15 protein-coding genes are annotated in these 20,529 nt (G+C 48.6%); 7 read left to right on the top strand and 8 right to left on the bottom strand.

Going from position 1 to position 20,529, the window contains the following annotated elements:
* Positions 1-7 precede the first annotated feature (7 nt).
* The 8 genes from tssF to ACGHM3_RS18905 form a co-directional block, all read right to left on the bottom strand.
* The gene (tssF, locus tag ACGHM3_RS18940) at positions 8-1,840 is read right to left on the bottom strand and encodes a type VI secretion system baseplate subunit TssF (RefSeq protein WP_345422156.1); all 1,833 of its coding nucleotides are present in this window, start codon (positions 1,838-1,840) and stop codon (positions 8-10) included.
* Positions 1,833-2,330, bottom strand: a complete 498-nt coding sequence (gene tssE / locus ACGHM3_RS18935; protein WP_345422159.1) for a type VI secretion system baseplate subunit TssE — start codon at positions 2,328-2,330, stop codon at positions 1,833-1,835. Before tssE ends, tssF begins: the two co-directional genes overlap by 8 nt.
* A gap of 11 nt (positions 2,331-2,341) precedes the next feature.
* Positions 2,342-3,118: a type VI secretion system accessory protein TagJ gene (locus ACGHM3_RS18930; RefSeq protein WP_345422162.1), complete on the bottom strand. Its 777-nt coding sequence runs from the start codon at positions 3,116-3,118 to the stop codon at positions 2,342-2,344.
* Between the two features lie 43 nt (positions 3,119-3,161).
* Positions 3,162-4,688 carry a type VI secretion system contractile sheath large subunit gene (gene tssC, locus ACGHM3_RS18925; RefSeq protein WP_345422165.1) on the bottom strand — a complete coding sequence of 509 codons (1,527 nt, stop codon included), beginning with the start codon at positions 4,686-4,688 and terminating at the stop codon, positions 3,162-3,164.
* Between the two features lie 82 nt (positions 4,689-4,770).
* Positions 4,771-6,243 (bottom strand): type VI secretion system contractile sheath large subunit, encoded by a 1,473-nt coding sequence (gene tssC / locus ACGHM3_RS18920; protein ID WP_345422168.1) that lies wholly within the window; start codon positions 6,241-6,243, stop codon positions 4,771-4,773.
* A gap of 1 nt (position 6,244) precedes the next feature.
* On the bottom strand, positions 6,245-6,751 hold the full coding sequence (gene tssB, locus ACGHM3_RS18915; RefSeq protein WP_345422170.1) for a type VI secretion system contractile sheath small subunit: 507 nt from the start codon (positions 6,749-6,751) through the stop codon (positions 6,245-6,247).
* A 55-nt stretch (positions 6,752-6,806) separates the two neighbouring features.
* Complete coding sequence (gene tssA / locus ACGHM3_RS18910; RefSeq protein ID WP_345422173.1) at positions 6,807-7,940, bottom strand: type VI secretion system protein TssA; 1,134 nt, start codon at positions 7,938-7,940, stop codon at positions 6,807-6,809.
* A gap of 2 nt (positions 7,941-7,942) precedes the next feature.
* Complete coding sequence (locus tag ACGHM3_RS18905; protein ID WP_345422175.1) at positions 7,943-10,000, bottom strand: serine/threonine-protein kinase; 2,058 nt, start codon at positions 9,998-10,000, stop codon at positions 7,943-7,945.
* Positions 10,001-10,698: 698 nt separating this feature from the next.
* Here ACGHM3_RS18905 and ACGHM3_RS18900 point away from each other — a divergent pair.
* From ACGHM3_RS18900 to ACGHM3_RS18870, 7 genes are read left to right on the top strand one after another with little or no spacing between them, the layout of a single operon-like run.
* Positions 10,699-12,033, top strand: coding sequence for an FHA domain-containing protein (locus ACGHM3_RS18900; RefSeq protein WP_345422178.1), 1,335 nt, complete (start codon positions 10,699-10,701; stop codon positions 12,031-12,033).
* Entirely contained in the window at positions 12,020-12,613 is a 594-nt protein-coding gene (gene tssJ / locus ACGHM3_RS18895; RefSeq protein ID WP_345422180.1) for a type VI secretion system lipoprotein TssJ, read from the top strand. The genes ACGHM3_RS18900 and tssJ overlap by 14 nt, the downstream gene beginning before the upstream one ends.
* 40 nt (positions 12,614-12,653) lie before the next feature.
* Positions 12,654-13,991 carry a type VI secretion system baseplate subunit TssK gene (tssK, locus tag ACGHM3_RS18890; protein WP_345422183.1) on the top strand — a complete coding sequence of 446 codons (1,338 nt, stop codon included), beginning with the start codon at positions 12,654-12,656 and terminating at the stop codon, positions 13,989-13,991.
* Between the two features lie 33 nt (positions 13,992-14,024).
* Complete coding sequence (gene tssL, locus ACGHM3_RS18885; RefSeq protein WP_345422186.1) at positions 14,025-15,452, top strand: type VI secretion system protein TssL, long form; 1,428 nt, start codon at positions 14,025-14,027, stop codon at positions 15,450-15,452.
* A gap of 2 nt (positions 15,453-15,454) precedes the next feature.
* A complete protein-coding gene (gene tssM, locus ACGHM3_RS18880; RefSeq protein ID WP_345422188.1) occupies positions 15,455-18,982 on the top strand; it encodes a type VI secretion system membrane subunit TssM in 3,528 nt (1,175 codons plus the stop codon).
* Entirely contained in the window at positions 18,982-19,704 is a 723-nt protein-coding gene (tagF, locus tag ACGHM3_RS18875) for a type VI secretion system-associated protein TagF (RefSeq protein WP_345422191.1), read from the top strand. The genes tssM and tagF overlap by 1 nt, the downstream gene beginning before the upstream one ends.
* A 51-nt stretch (positions 19,705-19,755) precedes the next feature.
* Positions 19,756-20,481 (top strand): PP2C family serine/threonine-protein phosphatase, encoded by a 726-nt coding sequence (locus ACGHM3_RS18870; RefSeq protein WP_345422194.1) that lies wholly within the window; start codon positions 19,756-19,758, stop codon positions 20,479-20,481.
* The last annotated feature ends 48 nt before the right edge of the window (positions 20,482-20,529 follow it).

Raw genomic sequence — 20,529 nt, 5'->3', positions numbered from 1 at the left:
ATTGGCCCTACAACAAATCTCGTGTGCCCAGAGTCGCAGGCCATTGATGCACAGGCTCTTCGCTGTGATGAGTGTGCATCTCTGTGATCACAAAGCTATTGATTGCGCAAATACTGGTAAAGAATTGATGTAAAACCTTGCCGAACAAAAATGCGCTATTGCCGGCAAACGCGGTATCGTCTATTACGAGTGTGCACCTTGAGCCTACACAAACGCTGGCGCGTCCATCTATGATGACTCGCTGTGAACATTGGCGAATGGTGATATCTGTAATGGCGTCGATGGCGGCTCGGGTTTCTTTGCCTTGTTTGAGATCGTATAGCTCGAGTGTGGTTTTTAGGCTAGTTAATGCGTCTACACCGCTGAAAGACTGCAAGCTTAGTTGTGAAATTAGTTGCCAGCGAGTGGCTTTGTTCAATTGCGGGCGGTAGGTTCTGGTCGGTGGTGCTAGGCATTTAAGTCGCAGGCCCGCGCCTCCATCGTGGAAATCAAACAGAGGTTGATCAGGTCCAAAGGGTAACTTTGATGGGATGTCTCGGTTGGTGCAGATCACCGAGGCTTCTACTAACCAGCGCTGGTCGGAATAGATAACGTTGTAATCTTTATCTATTAAGGAAAGGTAAGCGTCTGTTCCCTTGGATGCGAAGCCTTCATAGGCGTCGCTGTTTTCGCGCCGGCAATGCCAGAATATCTGCTTGTTGTCCGAGCCCGTACGTTGGTGCTCACCGTATAAGGGTGTCAGTTTCTCGGTATCCCCTTTGGCATTGTAACTGATCACTGACTCAATGCTGTATACATCTGAAAATCGGTGACGGGTTTTATCGACAACCAGTTTGTGCTCACCAATACAGTTAGAAGCATCAAATACCTGGGTTCTATCGCGGTAGAGGTTTACGATAGGCGTGCAACCTAGGTGCAGTGTTTGCTTGTCAACGGCCTGGCTAAGTTCTGCATGAGAGTCGTCAAAATGAAGAAATAAAAAGATACCTTCATCGTCAAGTTGCCACGCCTGCGGTGTTATCGCGACGTCGAAAAAGAGGTATTTCTGTGGGAACGTGAAATAGTCCGTTAGCGCTTGGTAGCCGAGATCTACTCGGCCATCTTCGTTTAAATCGCCAGCGGCTAGCATGTTGATATTGGGGAACGTAATATCTTCAGCCCGAATGTCACTGTAATTGACTGCCATGTTACTGCCGGAGATACAACCTCCCAGGCACTTGTTAGCCAGGTAGTCGAGCAGTCTATAGGCGACTTGGGGTTGTGCGCTGATGAAAAACCTTAGGTGGCCGTGGTTTAAATTTTCAAGTTTAGCATTGGTAATTGGCGCAACCCCAATTTTTAACACAGCCCTAGCGTTATTGTTGGTGCGAACAGAATCTGAAATAGCTGGCCCGATCAATGGCGCCGGAGTAAAGCTGACATCGCTGACTTGCACCGGTAACACATGTATGTCATCACAGGTTTTGAACCGACAATTACCGAACTCTTCGGTTTTGACGAGTAGCTCCACGCCTTTGTTGATAAATTGGTAATCTGGCACCGATGGAATGGCGTGGCATTTTATAACGCTCATCGACGGTAAGGGCGCCGTGTAACAGGGGTACATAAGCCCTAATAGAGATTCCGTGAGTTCAGGAAAAGAATCGTCTATGGTTTGTCGAATTCGACCGGTAAGAAAGGCAAAAGATTCAATCAATCTTGAAACATGCGGGTCTTCTACGTTGTCCTGGTCTAATCTAAGCCGGCTGGCGATCTTTGGGTGTTTTTCGGCGAATTCAGCCCCCGCTTTGCGAATATAAGCGAGTTCTCGGTTGTAGTACGACAGTAGTCTTTCATCCATGATTTTGCTCGCGCAGGTGCAGACTTTTATCGATTTTTTGGACTCTTGAATCGTAAACCACAGCGATTGGATCGGGCTCTATAAGCAACACGGCGGCTATTTTTATGTAGAGAGTCCGGTGATAGTTCTCGCCATTTTCAACCACCTCAACTTGTACATTTTTAAATCTCGGTTCAAATCGCTGGATAATATCTCTAATCTTGGCCGCGAACAGATACTGGTCGTCCTCGGATTCAATGGCGATTTGGCTGAAATCGTACAGCCCATAGTTGGCTAAGGATGTTTTTAGCTCTGCATACTTTTGCAAGTGATCATTTTTACGTAATCGAGTGTTTAGTAAGTTCTCCAAATCTCTACGCACGGCTTCTTTGATATCATTCATTTGCTGCGACGGAGTTTTAACGAGGTCCGTTGTATTGCTTGGATCGTCGTCAATAAGTCGATCAAGCAGAGACGGGACGATGGGGGCTGTGCTGCGAACATTTCTCATTGTGTAAACCGTTAAGCACGCACCAGAGATTTCAGATCCATTATGGACAATACCTCATCGCCTACTAAGAACTCTCGTAAACCAAGGCCTAACTCCAATCCGTTTCTATTTACCCAATCTGTACTACGGCCAAGTAGTTGTTGGGTATCGTCGCTGGTGTTCGGATAAATGGTTGGCATAAACACAACACCGTCACTGCCGCCGTTGGTAATTAACCGACATTTGCGCCAAAGTAAGTCCAGGGGCCGCTCCGGGGTTTCTAGGTGCAGACTTTCTATTTGACTGAGTTCCACCCAAAAATAATTGCCATTGGTGCCAAGAAATTCAAGTATGTCCGCGTTGAGGTCGTCGAGATCACGCAGGGCAGCAGTAGAGGATTGGTTTACTGTAAATACGACGTTAGCTGGAGAGCTGTTTTCGTCTGAGTCGGTAGTTTCAGTCTCCAAAAAATTATTATGTAATGCCACGAGCTGATGCAGTGCACGCTCAACATCTGGGCTTGGTGGCGCGACTAGCGTAGGCGTGGCGCCTTCTTGGTATACGCTATTGCGGGCGTAGGCGGCGCGAATCAATTGTCGCCAGTTACTGGCAGTTAAGACTAATTCTGGGGCTAAGGTAATTAACGTTTGCAGCTGTTTGTCGGCACGCTCCAGATCGCCGACAATGCAACAGAGTTCAGCAAAAAAGACGCGGGCTGTCACATCGCTGGGATTTTGTTTAACAACCTCGGCTGCCAGGGTCATGGCTTGGCTTAAGTCACCGTCTTGATAGGCCTGTTTCGGATTCATGGGTTTATCCTAGCTGTGGAATGCTGAAAATGATTTTGCACGGTTAGTCTGATCCCACTTTTCCGAGTGAGAGCTCAGTAACTAATTTTATGCTGGAAACTAATTGATCTAATTGAAAGTGTGGTTTTAGGTGAATGGTGCAGGTGAAGCTGCCAATTTTTCCGGCTTGCTCTCGTATTTCTACACGGCTCTCTGAGAGCGGATATTTCGCTTTTATCGTACTGTTTGTGCCATCACTGGATACGGTGTACTGATTGAGCCAATTCTGAAATACCCTCTGGCAATCTTGTGCGCTAATAACGCTACCGATACGGTCCCGGCCGATGAGCTTAAGATAATGCCCAAACCGAGAAACACATAACATGTATTGGATCATGCAGGACATTCGCGCGTTGGCAGTAGCAATGTCACTGGTAAATTCGCTGGGATCATGCAACGAGCAATTGCTGTAAAACACTGAGTGCTGTTGGCTGTGGTAGGAGCACAAAGGGATTAACCCATGTTGACTTAACGATCGCTCTAAACTGTCGTCAACTTGGAAATCCGTCGCCGGCCGAGGGGTATTAAGGCTGATATCTGTTTCTAGCGATTCATAGACCATATTCTCAACCACGCCCCCCTGGCCGAATTCATGCACGCCACCACGAATGTCGGCGAACCAGCCGGTGTTAGCAAATGCTCGAATCACTACGCTGCCAAATGCGTAGCAGGCGTTGCCCCAAACGTAGTCTTTTAATGTATCGGTCTCTTCTTGAAATTTATGCTGTTCATCCCGAGTGCCGTCATCGTAATAGGGCGAGCGCATCAAGGCATGGGGAACGGTCAAACCGATAAAACGGCTGGCTTCACTGTTGCGCATGGCGCGCCAGCGGGTGTACTCTCGTTGGCTAAATAAGGCGTCTAAATCCAATGGTACATTAAGTTCGGTAAAGCAATCCATGCCCAGAAGCCTCGGTGAGGCACCGGTAATAAAAGGGCAGAGCGCCGCTGTACAGGAGTTCCCTATTTCGATAAGGGCGTCTACATCGGAGGTGGGTTCGTTTGCGCGTGCTTTATGGCTGATGTAGTAGTCGCCTAGGATAATACCAAAGGGTTCACCACCTGGGGTGTCGAACTCATCGCTATAAACCCGTTGGAAGAACTGGCTCTGGTCAAACTCCAAAGCCTTAGTGACATCTCGGCTAAGTTCGCGCCAACTAACATTCAGTACCTTAATTTTAACCAGCAAATCGCTGCTATACTCGGTGCGAGTGTCCACCAAGTGCTTGAGCCCTTGCCAGCTAGACTCAAGCTGTTTAAATCGGTCTTGGTGCAATATCTGGTTGATTTGCTTGTTGATTATGTTAGTGAGCTCAATTACCGCCAGTTCTAATGAAAATCTCAATTGTTGGCGCGTGCCAATGGCTCCCACTTGAATTCGTTCGTATATCCAGCGTAGGGCGCCGAACTGATTATCTCTTTGCACCGCATCCAGATCGCTCTGATATTGATCACTAAGGAAATAGGTTTCCAATGGCGTCTGTTGCCAGGAATCCGTTTCTATTCCTTTAGTAGTGGTAAGCGAGTTCATCAAATGCAAGGCTCGGGACAAAGTAAGCGACAGCCGGGCCCGAGGGCCCGGTGATCAAAAGGGTGGTGCTAATTCGCAATATTTATTTGCCCATTTCAGGGATGCGCGCCACCATTCGTAGGGAGGTTGTGAGCTCTTCCATTTGCAGCCATGGTCGCAACCAAGCAACAGCATTGTAGGAGCCCGGCTTACCCGGTATGGGTTTCACCTCGATTTTGGCCTCGCGCAGTGGGTATTGCGCACGCATATCCTGGCCTCCTTCTTCACTGGCATTCACGTAGGAGTTGATCCAGCGGTTGAGCCAGTTTTGCATGTCTTCTGCTTCCATGAAGCTACCGATCTTATCCCGCGCCATAACTTTCAAGTAGTGAGCGATACGAGAGGTCGCCATTATGTAAGGCAAGCGTGCCGAAATGGCCGCGTTAGCGGTGGCTTCGGGCTGATCGTATATCAACGGCTTTTGCACGGATTGGCCGCCAAAAAATACGGCATAATCGGTATTTTTGTAGTGCGAAAGAGGCATAAATCCTAAGCCACTTAATTCTGCTTCCCGGCGGTCGGTAATGGCGATCTCGGTTGGGCAGGTCATATCAATATCACCATCATCCGAAGTGGTTAGATGCACTGGTAGGTTGTCTACCCGGCCACCGCCCTCTGCGCCACGAATGGCCGTGCACCAGCCGTACTCAGCAAACGCGCTAGTGATCCGGCTGGCTAAAACGTAGGCTGCGTTAGACCAACAGTAGTTATCGTTGGTGGGTTTTGCGCCGTCTACCATTTCCTCAAAATTAAAGCCTTCAACAGGCTTGGTTTCAGAGCCGTAAGGTAAACGCGATAGGACACGCGGCATAGCCAAGTTTACAAAGCGGGAATCTTCAGATTCTCTGAAAGAACGCCATTTGGTGTATTCCGCCGAGTCAAATATTTTGGTGAGATCCCGTGGTTTGGATAATTCGTTCCAATCCTCGAAGCCAAATAAACCGGAGTCAGCGGCACTCAGGAATGGACAAAATGCAGCGGCGGCAACATTGGACATGTTGCGTAGCAATTCGATGTCTTCCGGGTGATTTGAAAATTCAAAATCGCCAACCAAAGCGCCATAGGGCTCGCCTCCCGGCGTACCAAACTCGTTTTCATAGAGTTTTTTAAAGGTTTGGCTTTGATCAAACTCCACGGCTTTGGACAGATCTTTAGAGATTTCCTTCTTGCTGGCGTTCATCACTTTTAGCTTAAGTGATGTGCTAGTCTCAGAGTTGCTAATTAGGTAATGTAAACCTCGCCAGCTACCTTCCAGTGCACGAAATTTATCCTCGTGCATAATCTCACGTAATTGCTCGCTGATAGCGTCATCAATGGCTGAAATTGCTTTATTAAATGTCACCATGAGATTTTTATCCCAGGTAACGACGCCACTCATTGCTTGCTCTGTCAAGTTTTTTAGCAGAGCCTGTGCCTCTTCTGCATCGGTTTGCTTGGTTGCTTGGATGGCTTGGTCCAGCAAACTAGCGGTTTCAAGCTGGCTGCCAGATTGTTGCTCTAAAACGGGATCAGTCATGTTATTCACCTACTTTTTCTGTGCCAAGGGCTGCAGCCAAATCGTTAAGGTCGGCTTCGTTGTTTAAAACTTTTTCAATGATGTCTTCCAGATCGTCAGAGCGATCAGCTTTAGTGGATAAATCACGAAGCTTGTTGCGCGCTTCCATCAGTTTTTTCAGCGGCTCAACCTGATTAACAATGGCCTCTGGCTCGAAATCGGCCATAGATTCAAATTTAAGGTCTACCGCCATGGTGGACTCCTCTTCGCTCAGGGTGTTATTTACGCTGAGCTTCAGTCCCGGTGTCATGCTCTTCAGCACATCGTCAAAGTTGTCTTTGTCGATTTGCACAAAGCGGCGATCGCGCAAAGGTTTTAAGTCGCTGGTGGGATCACCAGAAAAGTCGCCCATTACGCCAACCACAAAGGGCAGCTCTTTTTTGTGCACAGCGCCTTCTGTCTCCACATCGTAGCTTATATGGACACGTGGCTTTCTTACTCTGTTTAGCGTTTTATGGATGCTTTCCATATAAGACTCCTTTTATTGCGATTGCTTGGAATACTAAAAACTAAGTTGGCCTAACTTAAGTGGAGCTCTCAGCACTGATGCCGGAGAGATGTTTAAAGGTCTTACGGGCAGGCTCATCAGGAATAAGCTCTTTAATGAGTTCCGTAAGGGGTAATTCGCTCCACCGTATGGCCTGTTCGATGGAGTACGAAATAGGTGAGTGCGGCTCTGTCTTTTTAAAGTAATCTGCGATCTTGCTCAGTTGTAAAATCGCTTGTGCTCGGCTGTTTATAGCACCAGGACGTTGGATTTCTCCTGGCTCCGATAGGGTTTGTTGTTGCTCGTCGGTGGACTCTTGTTCTAGCTCCGGCTCTGTTGCGGTGTTTATTCGCGGCCCTGCGAGGTACACCAGGGTTTGTCTGCAGTGCTCTAGCGCTTCTTTTATTTTTCCGGTCGGCTGGGGTTCAGTTTCGGCGAATACATCAAGTACTGACTGGTAATCAGCAAAGGCGCTGATAGCAGCATCGATGTCGTACAACGTGCTCTGTAAAAAATGAGTGTCAGTTTGCAGAGTGATGACATCAAGCTCGTCTTTAGATACACCGCCTTGCTTGAGCCTAGCGGTTCTTCTCTCGTCGTCTTTTATTCTTGCAATCTCAAAGGCTTGCTCGCATTGCCAGGTTGCCAGGGGGCCTGGATAGTCACCTTGAGTAATAAGAATGGATTTAATTGGGCCTATCAGAGTGCCTTCCGCACCGAAGCCGTTCAGCCCACTGAGTGCAGCTAGCTGGGTTGAGATGCCGTCTTCATCGGGTCGTGGGAAAAAGCTATCGCTGTAATTGCTGAGAAGTTCCTTCGCCAGTGTGAAGCCCGCCGCAATACCAGCGAATCCATAATGTCTAGCCAGTGCTTCGATATACCATGCCACGATTTCCAAATCTTTACTTTGATGGGCGATCAGGTCCGGAGCCCTGTCTAGGATGATGCTCCATTCCGGCAGGCTAAAGTAGCTTGCATCGCCACTGGAAAGCGTGGCTCTCTCGTTGTTGCGCGCTAGCACCCGGGCATCACGGATCTCCTGATACAGTGAGGTGGGTGAAATGTCCTCGCGAGTGTCTGTGCCCGCGGGGAGATCATTGGAAACGGGCGCCAGCATCTTTAGCCAGACGTTGTCGGCAATTACAGAATGACTTTCGTTTAGCACAGACATAACTACGTTGCTTCTTTCAAAGATTGATGATGGCTGCTTAATAAAGCGTGGGATTTAATAAAGTTACGTTGAGAGTGAAATTGCAGCTTTAATCGATATTTTTCGTCCAGCATGGTTGTTGTCTTTTTGAGTAAATTGCTGGATAACTTAAGTTTAAATTCATCTGCCAGTTGGATAAGTTCTTTGTGGGCGGAAACTATTTCTTTGTCTTTCCAGGCTTGCGTTAGTTGGTTGTTGAAATCGACTAATCTCGGTTCGATCCAGCGGTAGGCAGATTTCTCTGGATAGCTGACTTGTCTCGGGTCTTCTTCCGGATTGTAGTTAACCAGGTGCTCTGCTGCTTGGAACAATTTTGGATCTAACTCACTGAGGCTTTGAGTGAGTGTTGGGAGGTGCGACACCGTTTGTGCAAACACCATTTTGTCGTAAAATGCCTGGTAGTCAGCTTTTTCGACCGAGCTTCGTATTGATTCAATTAAGTCACGCGCGTATTGCGTCGGCGGCTCCCACGCAATGTTGGGAGTGCTCTCTATGCTGCGGGCTATTTCGTTTAATTTAACAGCCTTGGGCAAGCTGTAGCTCTGCAGTTGCCAGGTTTCATCGTAGGAGAGCAGCAGGCTTGAGTGGGCGTGCTGTGCTTCGGTATACACTTGGTTTATTAGGCTATAGATGGCCAAAGAATCTGGGTAGATTGCTTGTGCGGTGCTAAGCCAAGATTCAACCTGGTTAAAATTCTGGGCGCTATCGACCTGGGAGGCCGGTTCTAATAATTGCTCAACGGACTGTTCCAGCTGAGCAATAATGGGCTCGGCTGCCAGGGCTTTGATACTGACCACATCGCTTTCTTTTAGTAGCGGTCCAGTTGTTACTACCTCGGTTACTGAGTTATTGCTGCTGGCATCATCAGGCGATAGCGGTTGTAATTGATCTAGACGCTGTAGTTTTTCGTCCAGTGGAAGCAGTGCTATTGCCTGAGATAAAGCCGATATTCGGTCAGGCTCTGGCTGTGTGGTGTGCGGGGTTTCCGGCTCGGTTTTAATAGATATAGTACTTGCTAGCCATAGTAGCGACGCTGCCAGCGCGACGGTGCCAATAGTTATTCCAGCTCTAAGTGGAAGGGTTCTAGCACGCTTGAATTGGTGCCAGAACTCCTCGATGGATTCAAACTTTTGGCAGCCTTTGGCCGACATGGCGAGAGACAGTAGCTGCCACTGACGGTGATTTAGAACCGCAGGTTTAATACGTTCTTTTGTTGGCCGGTAGGCAACTTTAGCATCTTTACTTTTTATAGAATTTGCATTGGCTTGTTTGCCGCCAAGCATTTCGTATACCACACAAGCCAGTGCGTAAATATCGTCTGCAACGGCGGGTGGCTCATCCATCAGCAGTTGTGGGCTGGCGTATGCCAGCGTGTACGCGACGAATTCAGATTGAGTGCTATTACTGGTTTCCAGCTGCGCTTGTTGTTGTAGCTTTTGTCTCGATGTGCCGAAATCAATCACCTTCACCGTTCCGTCGATACCGAGAAGTATGTTGGCCGGCTTAATGTCGGAATGAATAATGCCTGCGTGATGAGCGGTCTGAATCGCGCTTGCCACGTTATCTATGATTTTTATGGCGTGCTTGTAGTGTAGTAACTGATTTGGCTGGCGTTGCAGTAAATCTGAGAGTGGCTCACCATCTATCAGTTCCATGGTGAGAAATACTCGCTCGCCATCTTGATGGTAATCGTATACTCGGGCAATGCTGGAGTGAGAGAGGTTGCGAGTGCACAGGGCCTCCCGCAGCAACAATTTGTTGGCTAGAGCGCTTGGGGCTTTACTTGGCGAGGCTAGTTTGATCGCAATATCGCTGGTGCTGGTATTGCCATCTAATACGGCCAGTAAATCTCTCGCTCGGTAGACTTCACTGTTGCCACCGGAGCCAATTTTTCGCATTAAAATAAAGCGGTTGAGGAGCTGGTCGCCGCATTGGATAACATTGCCAGATTTGGCCGTTGCTTGGCCGGTGGGTTGATCTGGTATTGGCGCAGGTATTTTAGATGTTGTAGTCGCTTCCATACCCTCTCCGATCCTTTGGTTGATCAACGTTTGTCTAACGCTGAAGTTGATGCTAGAAAAACCTAGCTTGCCAGTCCTTGCAATAATTGGGTGTTCAGCGTGCTGAACGGGTTAAACCGGTTGTTGCTGCTACCATGTGCGTGTTTTTGGTTTTCGAAAATTAACAAACGCTTCACGGCGTGTCTCTAGGTTTGCGATATGGCCACAGGTTCACAGGCTTGTTAATTCATAGGCTTTTTAAATCATACGCCTAGACTAGTTAGGCCGGCGTACATTTGGTGTTAAGCATCGTTTGTCTGTGTAAGTATTAATACTGGTAAGTGGATTTAATCCCCGAAGTATTAAGTCTTTCTGAAAAAGCATTAATACTTTTTTAATTCTCATCCCTATCGCTCATCCATATCGTGTAATGGATTTAGAAACGCACAAATTATTTCTCGGCGAGTCTACTAATTTTGTTTTCTTTCACCAGAGTTTTTTGATCGTAATTTCAAAAATTATGACCTTGTTCTCACCTAGTCATATCGTCTGTTGGTTGGTTTAAAAAAACCGTGTTACTTTCCGGGACGTTAAATTGATGTACTCCAAATGGTGGGCTTAACACTTTAGACGGGTTAGTCGTGAGCTTTAAGTCCCCCGCATCCCAGCGTTGAATTTTCACGCAGCGTGCGTCTCAATTAGGGTAGGAATGGAAGACTATGTCTCTAGTGATAGAGGTAGTAAGTAGCCCGAGAGGTATTTCAGTCGATGCCCAGCTTACCGTTGGCGCAGACGAAAGTGCGATAATTGGCCGAGGAGTTGATGCTTCGTTGTGTTTGCCCTGCCCGGACCGCGCGGTTTCTCGCAAGCATGCGGAGATACTTGGTGTGGGCGACGTGTATTATCTAGTCGATCACAGTGCTAATGGGGTTTACGTTAACAACGCCAGCACCCCAATAGGTGCGGGCAACAGGCATCGTTTGGCGAGCGGTGATACCTTGGCTCTCGGAGCCTTCACTCTGAAAGTTAGTGAGCTAAGCGGTTGCCTTGCGGAAGGTCAACTGCAGGATTCTCCGTTGGGCCTGCAGGACGACGGCCAAGCTGCTAATGATCTTGTTGAAGCAGTCGCTCCAGCCTCGGCACTCGCCACCGAGCCGGTTGGGCCTGAGCCCCCCGCCGTGCTCAACTTTGCTCATCCCCTTTTGCCGGAGGTTGAGGAATTGGCCTTTGAGCTAGACCCAATGGCCTTATCGGGGTCCGACCATGCCAAGGTTAAGAACGACTTTGGCGATTTGGAAGATAACTTCAGCCCTCCGTCTTTCTCCATCCCTGAAGACTGGGATACAGACTGTTCGCACACCCCTGCAGAGCCGTTAACGACTGCAGAAGAGGCCTCAACGGGGGCTTCTGTAGTGCCTTTTGCAAGCAAGAGCACTCGCTTACTAGAGGCCTTGCTGGAAGGTCTCGGCCAGGCTGATTGTTCCGTTGATGATCTAACTGTTGAAACAATGCGCAAATTGGGGCGATGTTTTGATGCTGCTATCAATGCGCAATTGAGTACCCGAGACGAAGTTCAATCTGCTAAAAGTAAACTGAGCTTCGACAAGATTAGCCGGGAAAGGCAAAAGGAGTCGGACCCGTTAGGTGGGCTAAAGTCAGCAAGTGATTTCTGGTCGGCTATTTTGGACACTACTAGTGGGACGTCTCAGCAGCTGGACGAAAAACTCGTCAAAAGTGCCGAATACATCCTCGAGGACATGGCCGATATCGCAAATTCCCATCAGCTGATGTTGGATAAATTGCACAAGTCGTTATGTCCTGATGCAATTTCCCAGGCTCTGGTGCAATCGCATAATAAAGAGTCCGCGCATTCCGACCTGGCGCCCTCAAAGCTGAACGATGGTTTTTCAGGCGCTGCACGGAAGTGGGCCTTTTTTCAGCGTAACTGGCAGCGGATATTTGCTCATGCCAACGTGGCCATAAAAAAGGATAACGAAACTCGATTTTTGTTGTCCCACGCTCGGCGAATGGGGGCCAGAGATGAGGCCAAATAGAGCTGCAATTCTATTGTCAGTCAATCTTGTATTGGTTGTATTTGTCAGCGGCTGTACGGTAGCTAATATGGCCGTCAGCCCCTTCGAGAAGATAGCACTTGTAGCCAGTGATGATCTTAATCCAGACGTAAACGGAAGGGCTTCTCCGTTGCGCGTTAAAGTATTGCATTTGTCCTCTAGGGCCACGTTTGACAATCTCACCTTCGATGAGGTTTTTTACAACGCAAAAAACTTACTCAGTGACGAGTTGATTCTAGAAAAAACCTACACCCTGCAGCCAAAGCAAAAAATAAAGGCCAAATTGCCGGTCGATAAGGGAACTGAGTTCGTTGCTGTGCTTGCAGCCTATCGAAACATAGATGAAGCGCGGTGGCGACAAGTGGTTCAGGTCTCAGATAAGTATTACTACTCGCATTGGTATCAATTCGGATCGGCAGAAGTAGCCACGGTTAAACGTAATCGTCGAAACCTAGCGAACAAAGAGCTGTTTGATCGCTCTGTAGAAACGACGTCTGCCGTAAAGTCAGACATTTCAGCAGCGGAATCTCGAGTGCAATCGGTAGAGGCGTTAATGCAGTAAGTGAGCAACTTTGTTAAACCCCAAAAATGAGACAAGGACTGTGAAAACGACAAAAATAGCATGGATGGAAAGCCAATATCTCTTCCCGCACCACTTTCAGCAGCAGGAGCGATACATTGAGTCGTTTATCGAGGCCAGGGCCAAGGCCATCGCGCCGTTTATTTGGGGGTTTGATTCAATTCACCTCAACGAAAGTGCGTTGCATGAGGGTAAGCTTGGTTTAAACCTCGCTCGGGGGGTGATGCCGGACGGCTGTCCTTTCGAGTTGCCAGTAAGTGCGCAGTTGCCTACCCCGTTGCAAATCAGCGCTGGAGTAAAACAGCAATTAGTCTATTTGGCGCTGCCGATTTATCAGGCAGGAGCGCGCCACATCAATTTACAGGATTCACCCTCGGGCTTGTCTCGGTACATCCTACGGCAGTTGGATGTTTATGACTATAGTTCCGACAGCGCCAACCAAGAAACCATAGAAACCGCTGAATTACAATTTCAGTTGGTCTTAGAGTCGGCCAGCCTGGGGGGCTACACTGCGCTTCCCGTGGCCAGAATTCAGGAGGTTACTCAGGAGGGTGCAATTATTTTGGACCGCAATTTTGTTCCCCCTTGCTTGAATGCTGCCAACGAAAATCGGTTGATGACCTATCTAGAAGATGTGATCGGTCTGGTGCAACAAAGGGCAGAAGCCTTGGCAGTGCGGTTTACCCAAGACAACAAAGACAAGAGTGCTTCCGCCATCGTCGACTTTATGCTGCTACAAATGCTCAACCGATTTGAGCCCAGTCTGCAGCACCTAAAATCACTGAAGCAGTTGCATCCAGAGCGGCTGTTTGAATTAATGCAGACCTTTTCTGGTGAACTGGCTACTTTCACCACTAAAGGCAAGCGGCCGGCAGCCCACGTGCGTTATCAGCATGACAACCTGCACTTGTGCTTTCCATCTGTGATGGCTGCGATTAATAAGCAGCTCAGTGTCGTGTTAGAGCAGACGGCAATCCCCATCAAGGTTGAAAAAAGACAGTTTGGGGTGTTTGTGGCGCGTTTGTCTGATCGTAGCTTGTTGACTCAAGCTCGGTTTGTGCTGGCGTTTAAATCCGGTTTGCAAACCGACAAGCTGCGCAATTACATTCCAAACCATCTGAAAATTGGCTCAGTAGAGACGATTCGCGACTTGGTAAACAACCAACTAACCGGAATTACCATTACGTCTCTTGCCACAGCCCCCAGAGAAATTACCTATCATGCCGGTTGTATTTACTACCAGCTAGACGCGCAGGGTGATCTATGGCGATCGCTGCAAAAATCCGGCGGCTTTGCATTTCACTTGGCCGGTGAGTTACCCCAGCTAGAGGTCGAGTTTTGGGCAATACGAGAGAGCTAGGTCGATGGCGCTTGGGGCTGTTGGGTATCTGCCATGAATGAAATGGATCATACGGTTATAAAACCGCGTCCGGGGCGCAAACAACAGCGCCAGAGCAGCCAGTCTTTGGCCGACCATACCATCATTACGCCTCGCAGAAAGCTACCTGAGGGCGAGTCTCCTCTGGTACAGGGCGCTGCAGCTAATAGCGGCGGTAATGAAACCCTGGTTACGCCGCGACCAAAACGCCAAACCAAGGGCTCCGTGGCGATTAAGGGGCTTAAATCATACCCCCGAGCCAGTTGCAGTGATTTGGTCTCCGCTGCAAGTGATGTGTTAGCGGTGGTTTCTCAGCTACGCCAGATCACGGGTAATATCAACGTTGGCCAATTGCACGGCCTGTGTAAATCCCAAATCCATAACTTTGAGCAGAAAGCGCTCTCGATTTGTGAGGATTCTCAAAAGCGAATCGATGCTAGCTATATTCTTAGTGCGCTTGTCGATGAGGCGGTGCTCAATACCGCTTGGGGTGAATCTAGCAATTGGAGCCAGCGACCTATGCTCAGTATCTTTCATAACGAAACGTACGGTGGTGAGCGAGTATACGACATTCTTGAGCATGCCTGCGGAGCCGCATCTCGCAATCAAGAAATCCTTGAGCTTCTTTACCTGGCGCTATCTTTGGGGTTTATGGGTAAATTGCGCGTGGAATCCAATGGCGGCATTAAGGCGGAGCAATACCGTTCACAATTGTACGAATTATTGCACCGCAGCCGCGAAGAACTCACATTTGACCTATCCACTAAACATGAACCGATTGTTGGTTTTGGCGGGCGGCTGCACTCGTTTTTACCCTATTGGATATTTTCCGCGGTACTTATATTAATTGCGTTCGGCTGTTACAGCTATTGGTCAATGACGCTTAACCAGCAATCCGATATCACCCGGCAAAAATTAGCTGACATTGTTCCGGCGTCGTCGGAATCGGCTATGGCATCGCTCAACACCCCTGGCTATGTTTTGGCACTTCGTGATTTGCTGGCTGACGAAATACAGCGTGAGGCGGTGCATATAAACGACTACGCATCCCACACCGACATAACACTGCCCAACAATGGCATGTTCTCCTCTGGCAGCGCCGAGATTAACGACGCTGTTTTTCCGATATTGGATAAAATCGCCAAGTCTTTGGAGTCTATCCCAGGACGGATAACCGTTTCAGGGCACACCGATAACCGAGCGATTCGAACCGCTGCCTTTCCGTCGAATTGGCATCTTTCGCTGGCCAGAGCCAGCTCCGTAGTTAAGCATATGTCGGCGGCAGCCCAGTTGCCGTCGCGAATTATCCCACAAGGAAAGGGTGCCGAGCAGCCCATGGCTAGCAACGATAGCGCCGCAGGTAGGGCTGCCAATCGCCGTGTGGTCATCACTATCTATCACACTCGTGGTGCTGCTCAGTCTGCAATCAAGGAAGAGTCTTAAGGATGGGTAAAATATTCAAAGCCCTAAGAAAACCATGGCTGCTGTCGCTGTTGGCCTTGGTTTTGTTGTCTTTGGTCATTTGGTTTGTAGGACCATTGGTGGCTATTGCCGATAAGGTGCTTCTCGCCTCTGCCCAGTCGCGATTACTACTAATAATGGTGGCGTTGCTGTGTTGGGGGTTAAATAATCTACGATTGCGTCAGCAGGATACCAAGGCCAGTCAGGCGCTTACCGAGGGGCTACAGGCAGACGCGGCCGCACAACCAGAGACCCGCTCTAAGGTTAACCCGGATGAGCAGATGTTACATCAGCGCCTCCAAGACAGCTTAGCGTTGCTGAAAGGCTCCGCCTTTGAGCGCGAGGGCAAGTTGTACAAGTTACCTTGGTATATCATCATCGGTGCCCCTGGCTCTGGCAAAACCACCGCCATTCAAAATTCCGGGCTGCAGTTTCCGCTGAGCGATGCCATTGGCAATGAGCCTATCAAAGGTGAAGGCGGCACACGCTATTGTGATTGGTGGTTTACTGATGAAGCTATCTTAATTGATACAGCAGGGCGATATACCACTCAAGATAACCCGGCGCAGGTAGAATCGTCAGCTTGGTTAGGGTTTCTCAGCCGAATAAAAAAAGCCCGGCCAAAGCGGCCGCTAAATGGCATCATCGTTACCATTAGCGTGCAGGATGTTCTGGCTAAAACTGCAACGCAAAAAAGCCTACAAATCACCGCCATTAAACAGCGCATACAGGAGCTGAATAACCATTTGCAGATGCAGTTGCCGGTGTATGTCCTGTTTAGCAAAATGGACAAAGTGGCTGGGTTTGGCAGTTTTTTCAGCGATATGGAAAAACAAGATCGATCGCAGATTTGGGGGTTTTCCGCGCCGGCTCGGCCCAGTACAGATATTGATGCGTGGTTTGAGCAAGAATTTAGTCAGCTTGTGGCGCAGTTATATGGCCAAGTCAATCATCGCCTTAATAGAGAAACGAGCCAGCAAAAGCGCTGCTTGGTAAGTGAATTTCCACGGCAAATGCAAGCCTTACGGGGATTGCTGCAGGAATATGTCAGCTCGATATTCTCCACCAATCAATTCGAATCGCCACTGCTGCTACGGGGCGTGTTTTTTATCAGTGGTACCCAAACAGATACGGTATCGCAATGGGTAACCAGTTTGGCGCCCGTAGAGCTGATGGCACCACCGGTGGACCATACAGGGCAAGATACAAAGCCGTACTTTGTGCAGAATCTTTTAAAAAATTTTATTTTTGCCGAGTCTAACGTTGCAACGGTTAACCAGCGAGTCACGCAGCGTTTCAGGGTCGCTTATTCGGCGTTGCTGTTGGCAAGTTTGGGTGGGTTTGCCGGCGGCTTGTTTGCTTGGACCAATAGCAAAAATCTCAACGAGCAGTACTTGGATCAGTCCGACCAAGCCATAGATCTTTATTACGAGTCTACCAACGGTGGGCTCGATAAACCCCATAGTTGGTCGGTTCTAAACGAGGGGTTGAACCTGCTCAAGCATTTACCCACAGGGTTTGAGGAAAAAGACAGCCTGTACACTTGGCCGCAGGGTTTTGGTCTTTATCAAGGCGATAAGATTGGCGCTCAGGCCCAGACGACCTACGTCGAAGGGCTATCAGCCTTTTTTATGGACGATTTTAGTCGGCTGCTTTTAGAACAGATCGCCGAGTCGTTTGACGACGATGAGCGCTTGTATGAGGCGCTTAAGTTTTACTTAATGCTGTATCAACCAGAGCATTTGGAGCAAGATAGCCTTCTTGCCTGGGCCCAGGTGCTGTGGCAAAGGAGTCTGCCCGGCGAGCATCACCAAGCCCTACGAGACCAATTAGGTGAGCATCTAATTACCGCGCTAGAGCAGGGCGCGCTACCGACGGATTTTGATGAGCATGCGGTGGCCACTGCCCGGGAAGCCTTGGTGGCTACGCCGCTGGATATGCGCGCCTATCGACGGATCAAAAACGATCACCTAGCCAATCATCCAGAGCAGTTCAATGTACAAGGGGTGTTGGGCAAGCGGGCCAAGCAATTGTTCACTCGGCGCAGTGGCTTACCTTTGTCGCAGGGAGTGCCAGCATTTTTTACCTACGAAGGCTTCCACGCTGGGTTTAATGTGGCCAGTGTTAACTTAGCTAAGAAGCTCGCCGACGAACAATGGATTTACGGTGATACCTTGGCTAAATCCATTTCCGATACCGATTTAGAAGAAATTAAAAGCAGTGTGTATCAACAGTATCTATATGAGTACCAAACACGCTGGGATTATTTTTTAAACGATTTATCACTGCTGCCGTTTGGCACTGTTACGCGGGGCAAAACCGTGGTGCGCCTGTTGGCCAGTGCCGATGAACCGTTAATCATGTTACTTAAGGCGATTCGAAAGCATACCGCACTAGCCGAGGCACCTGGAGTGGATAAAGAAACGGTGCAGGCACTGGGGCGGGTTGCCGAAAACGTCGCTAGTAGTCAAAAGAGTCGTTTAGAGCGCTTAGTGCCTACAGAATTAATTGCCAAAAAAGCAAAACTACCTGGCCAAGACATAGATCGGTATTTTTCTGAGCTAAACAGTTACACCGCCGAAGACGGCAGTGCCGCTTTGCTAAGCTTACAGGAGGCGATTTACGGCCTAAATAATTATCTGCAAAAATTGCTCTACGCCGAAGACCTAGGCCAAGCCGCGTTTGCCAGTACCAGTGGTGGTACGCAAAAGCAGGCCTTAATGCAATTACAAATATCGGTAGATGAGGCGCCACCTCAATTGCAGGGTTGGTTCCAAAGCCTTGGAAAAAATACCCAAAAAGTTGCTCAGGTGGCTACGCAAAGCCATATTAATACTTCTTGGCAAAGTGACGTACTGGCGTTTTACGAGCAACATCTACAGGGCCGATACCCGCTCGATAAAACCAGCCAAGAAGACATTAAATTAACAGACTTTGTGGCATTTTTTGGCCCAGGTGGTGTGTTAGATTCTTACTTTAAGCAATATTTGGCGCCCTACGTCGATACCCGCAGCCAGCCCTGGCGTTGGAGGAAGCCCACGGGCATGAGCGCAAAAGTGTTGGAGTTTTTCCAGCGCGCAGACTCCGTACGTCAAGCGTTTTTCGCCGGTAGTGAAAATCTCAATGTTGCTTTTTCGCTTAAGCCTCACACCTTGGACAGAATAGCCAGCAATTTATCCTTGGACATCAGCGGTGCCAATTTAAATTACCATCACGGCCCACCCAAAAGCCAAAGCTTCCAATGGCCCGGTGAAGATCCTTCGGACAATCAACTGAGTTTTAGTTTAGTGAGCCGTGGTACCCCCATCAGTGTGCGTGGTGATGGAGACTGGGGTTGGTTTCGGCTATTGGATCAATACGCCAGTTTCGATGCCGGGGCAGAGCCGGGCACAGTAATGCTTACCTTTGCCGTTAATGGAATTGAAACCACACAAGAGCTACACCCATCAACCCGGGTGCATCCGTTCGACCCAGCATTAATGAGCGAATTAAGTTTGCCGGAGCGGTTGTAATGGCCCAGCAAGATACCTGCGGCATATTTGGTAAACTGCCAATGCAGAGCGATTTTATCAGCCACTTTTTGCCTACAACCTATACCGAGTATTGGCACGCCTGGTTGCAAAGCTGCTTAAGTATCAGTCAAGAGCAGCTGGCGGAGCAGTGGCAAGAATATTACCTCAATGCGCCAATTTGGCGTTTTGCCGCCATGCCTGATGTAGTACATCAGCAAGCCGTGGTTGGCGTTGTGATTCCTAGTGTCGATGAGGTGGGCCGATATTTCCCGTTAACAATAGCCCACATAGGAGATCACGTACCCTGGCAGGCGTATTTAGAGGGTGGCAGATGGTATCAAGAAGCCGAAAAAACCGCGCTACTCGCGTTAGAAGACGAATTGGCCTATAGCCGGTTTATAGAGTTTTTTGAGCAGCTACCGGTGCCGGCTGCACAACCCTGGCCAGCCATGGCAACTGAGTTATCTTTTATGGCCAGAACCCAGAACATGGCATTTGATCAAACACCCACCGATGATCCGGTCCCCCATGCCTTACAATTGCTCCATTACAACGCTGAGCGTATGCTGGGCAATTACAGCTTGTGGTGGACGGAAGGCTCGGATGCAGTGCTGCCGTGTTTGTTGACGTGTTCTGGCATGCCAGATAGTGGTCAATTCTCCGCCATGATCGATGGCCAGTGGCAGAAATGGGGATGGAATCACTCCCAAGTCGTGCGATAAGAGCGATACTGGCCGAATACGAATTTACGTTAGGGCACAGTAGTAATTAACATGGCCATTGTCACCGGAAATATAGAGACCAGTAGTTTCACCCACACCGGGTGTGTGCGTAAGCGCAATGAAGATGCGTTGTTGGCGCTGCCTAAATCGGGCATATGGGCCGTAGCCGATGGTATGGGTGGCCACGACGCCGGAGATTACGCCAGTCATTGTGTTATTAGCCATATATATCAATTGGCAAAAAAAGTTAAAGGTGCTGATTTAGTCCGTCAATTTCCGGATGCTTTAAAAGCGGCAAATCAAGAAATTTTGGCGGAGTCTTTAAAAGGTGGTGTTGATCGCATTATTGGTACAACCTTGGTCGCATTAATTTTAGAAGCCGACCGGTATCATTGTTTCTGGTCGGGTGACAGTCGCTGTTATTTATACAGAGATGAAAAATTAACGCTAATAACCCGCGATCATACTCGTGCCCAGGCGATGATTGATGAAGGATCATTTAGTGAATACCAAATTCTAAACGATCCAGCGGGCCAGGCTCTAACACACGCCATTGGTATAGAAGATCAACTGCTATACGATGGTATCAGTGGTTACATTTATGAAGGCGATCGATTTTTACTTTGCTCTGATGGTCTAACAAAAGTCTTTGATCATCGTGCTTTATCGCAACGTGTGGCAGTTGCCAATATCGATCAAATAAATATTGATTTTCTCTCGGGTGCATTGGATGCCGGAGCCCCAGACAACTTGAGTAGTATTTTAGTTAATCTCTAAAAGTCTTTAGTCAATTTTTAACTTTAGTCAATCTTTAAGGAAGAGGAT

The sequence above is a fragment of the Halioxenophilus aromaticivorans genome, assembly GCF_042850945.1.
In the GTDB taxonomy this organism is placed as follows: Bacteria; Pseudomonadota; Gammaproteobacteria; order Pseudomonadales; family Cellvibrionaceae; genus Halioxenophilus; species Halioxenophilus aromaticivorans.
The sequence above is the reverse complement of the archived record's forward strand: the minus strand, read 5'-3'. Positions and strand labels throughout refer to the sequence as shown.

What these genes read in the sequence shown, in the direction of transcription:
- tssF (WP_345422156.1), bottom strand. Translation starts at nt 1,840, where the DNA reads ATGGATGAAAGACTACTGTCGTACTACAACCGAGAACTCGCTTATATT.
- tssE (WP_345422159.1), bottom strand. Translation starts at nt 2,330, where the DNA reads ATGAGAAATGTTCGCAGCACAGCCCCCATCGTCCCGTCTCTGCTTGAT.
- ACGHM3_RS18930 (WP_345422162.1), bottom strand. Translation starts at nt 3,118, where the DNA reads ATGAATCCGAAACAGGCCTATCAAGACGGTGACTTAAGCCAAGCCATG.
- tssC (WP_345422165.1), bottom strand. Translation starts at nt 4,688, where the DNA reads ATGAACTCGCTTACCACTACTAAAGGAATAGAAACGGATTCCTGGCAA.
- tssC (WP_345422168.1), bottom strand. Translation starts at nt 6,243, where the DNA reads ATGACTGATCCCGTTTTAGAGCAACAATCTGGCAGCCAGCTTGAAACC.
- tssB (WP_345422170.1), bottom strand. Translation starts at nt 6,751, where the DNA reads ATGGAAAGCATCCATAAAACGCTAAACAGAGTAAGAAAGCCACGTGTC.
- tssA (WP_345422173.1), bottom strand. Translation starts at nt 7,940, where the DNA reads ATGTCTGTGCTAAACGAAAGTCATTCTGTAATTGCCGACAACGTCTGG.
- ACGHM3_RS18905 (WP_345422175.1), bottom strand. Translation starts at nt 10,000, where the DNA reads ATGGAAGCGACTACAACATCTAAAATACCTGCGCCAATACCAGATCAA.
- ACGHM3_RS18900 (WP_345422178.1), top strand. Translation starts at nt 10,699, where the DNA reads ATGTCTCTAGTGATAGAGGTAGTAAGTAGCCCGAGAGGTATTTCAGTC.
- tssJ (WP_345422180.1), top strand. Translation starts at nt 12,020, where the DNA reads ATGAGGCCAAATAGAGCTGCAATTCTATTGTCAGTCAATCTTGTATTG.
- tssL (WP_345422186.1), top strand. Translation starts at nt 14,025, where the DNA reads ATGAATGAAATGGATCATACGGTTATAAAACCGCGTCCGGGGCGCAAA.
- tssM (WP_345422188.1), top strand. Translation starts at nt 15,455, where the DNA reads ATGGGTAAAATATTCAAAGCCCTAAGAAAACCATGGCTGCTGTCGCTG.
- tagF (WP_345422191.1), top strand. Translation starts at nt 18,982, where the DNA reads ATGGCCCAGCAAGATACCTGCGGCATATTTGGTAAACTGCCAATGCAG.
- ACGHM3_RS18870 (WP_345422194.1), top strand. Translation starts at nt 19,756, where the DNA reads ATGGCCATTGTCACCGGAAATATAGAGACCAGTAGTTTCACCCACACC.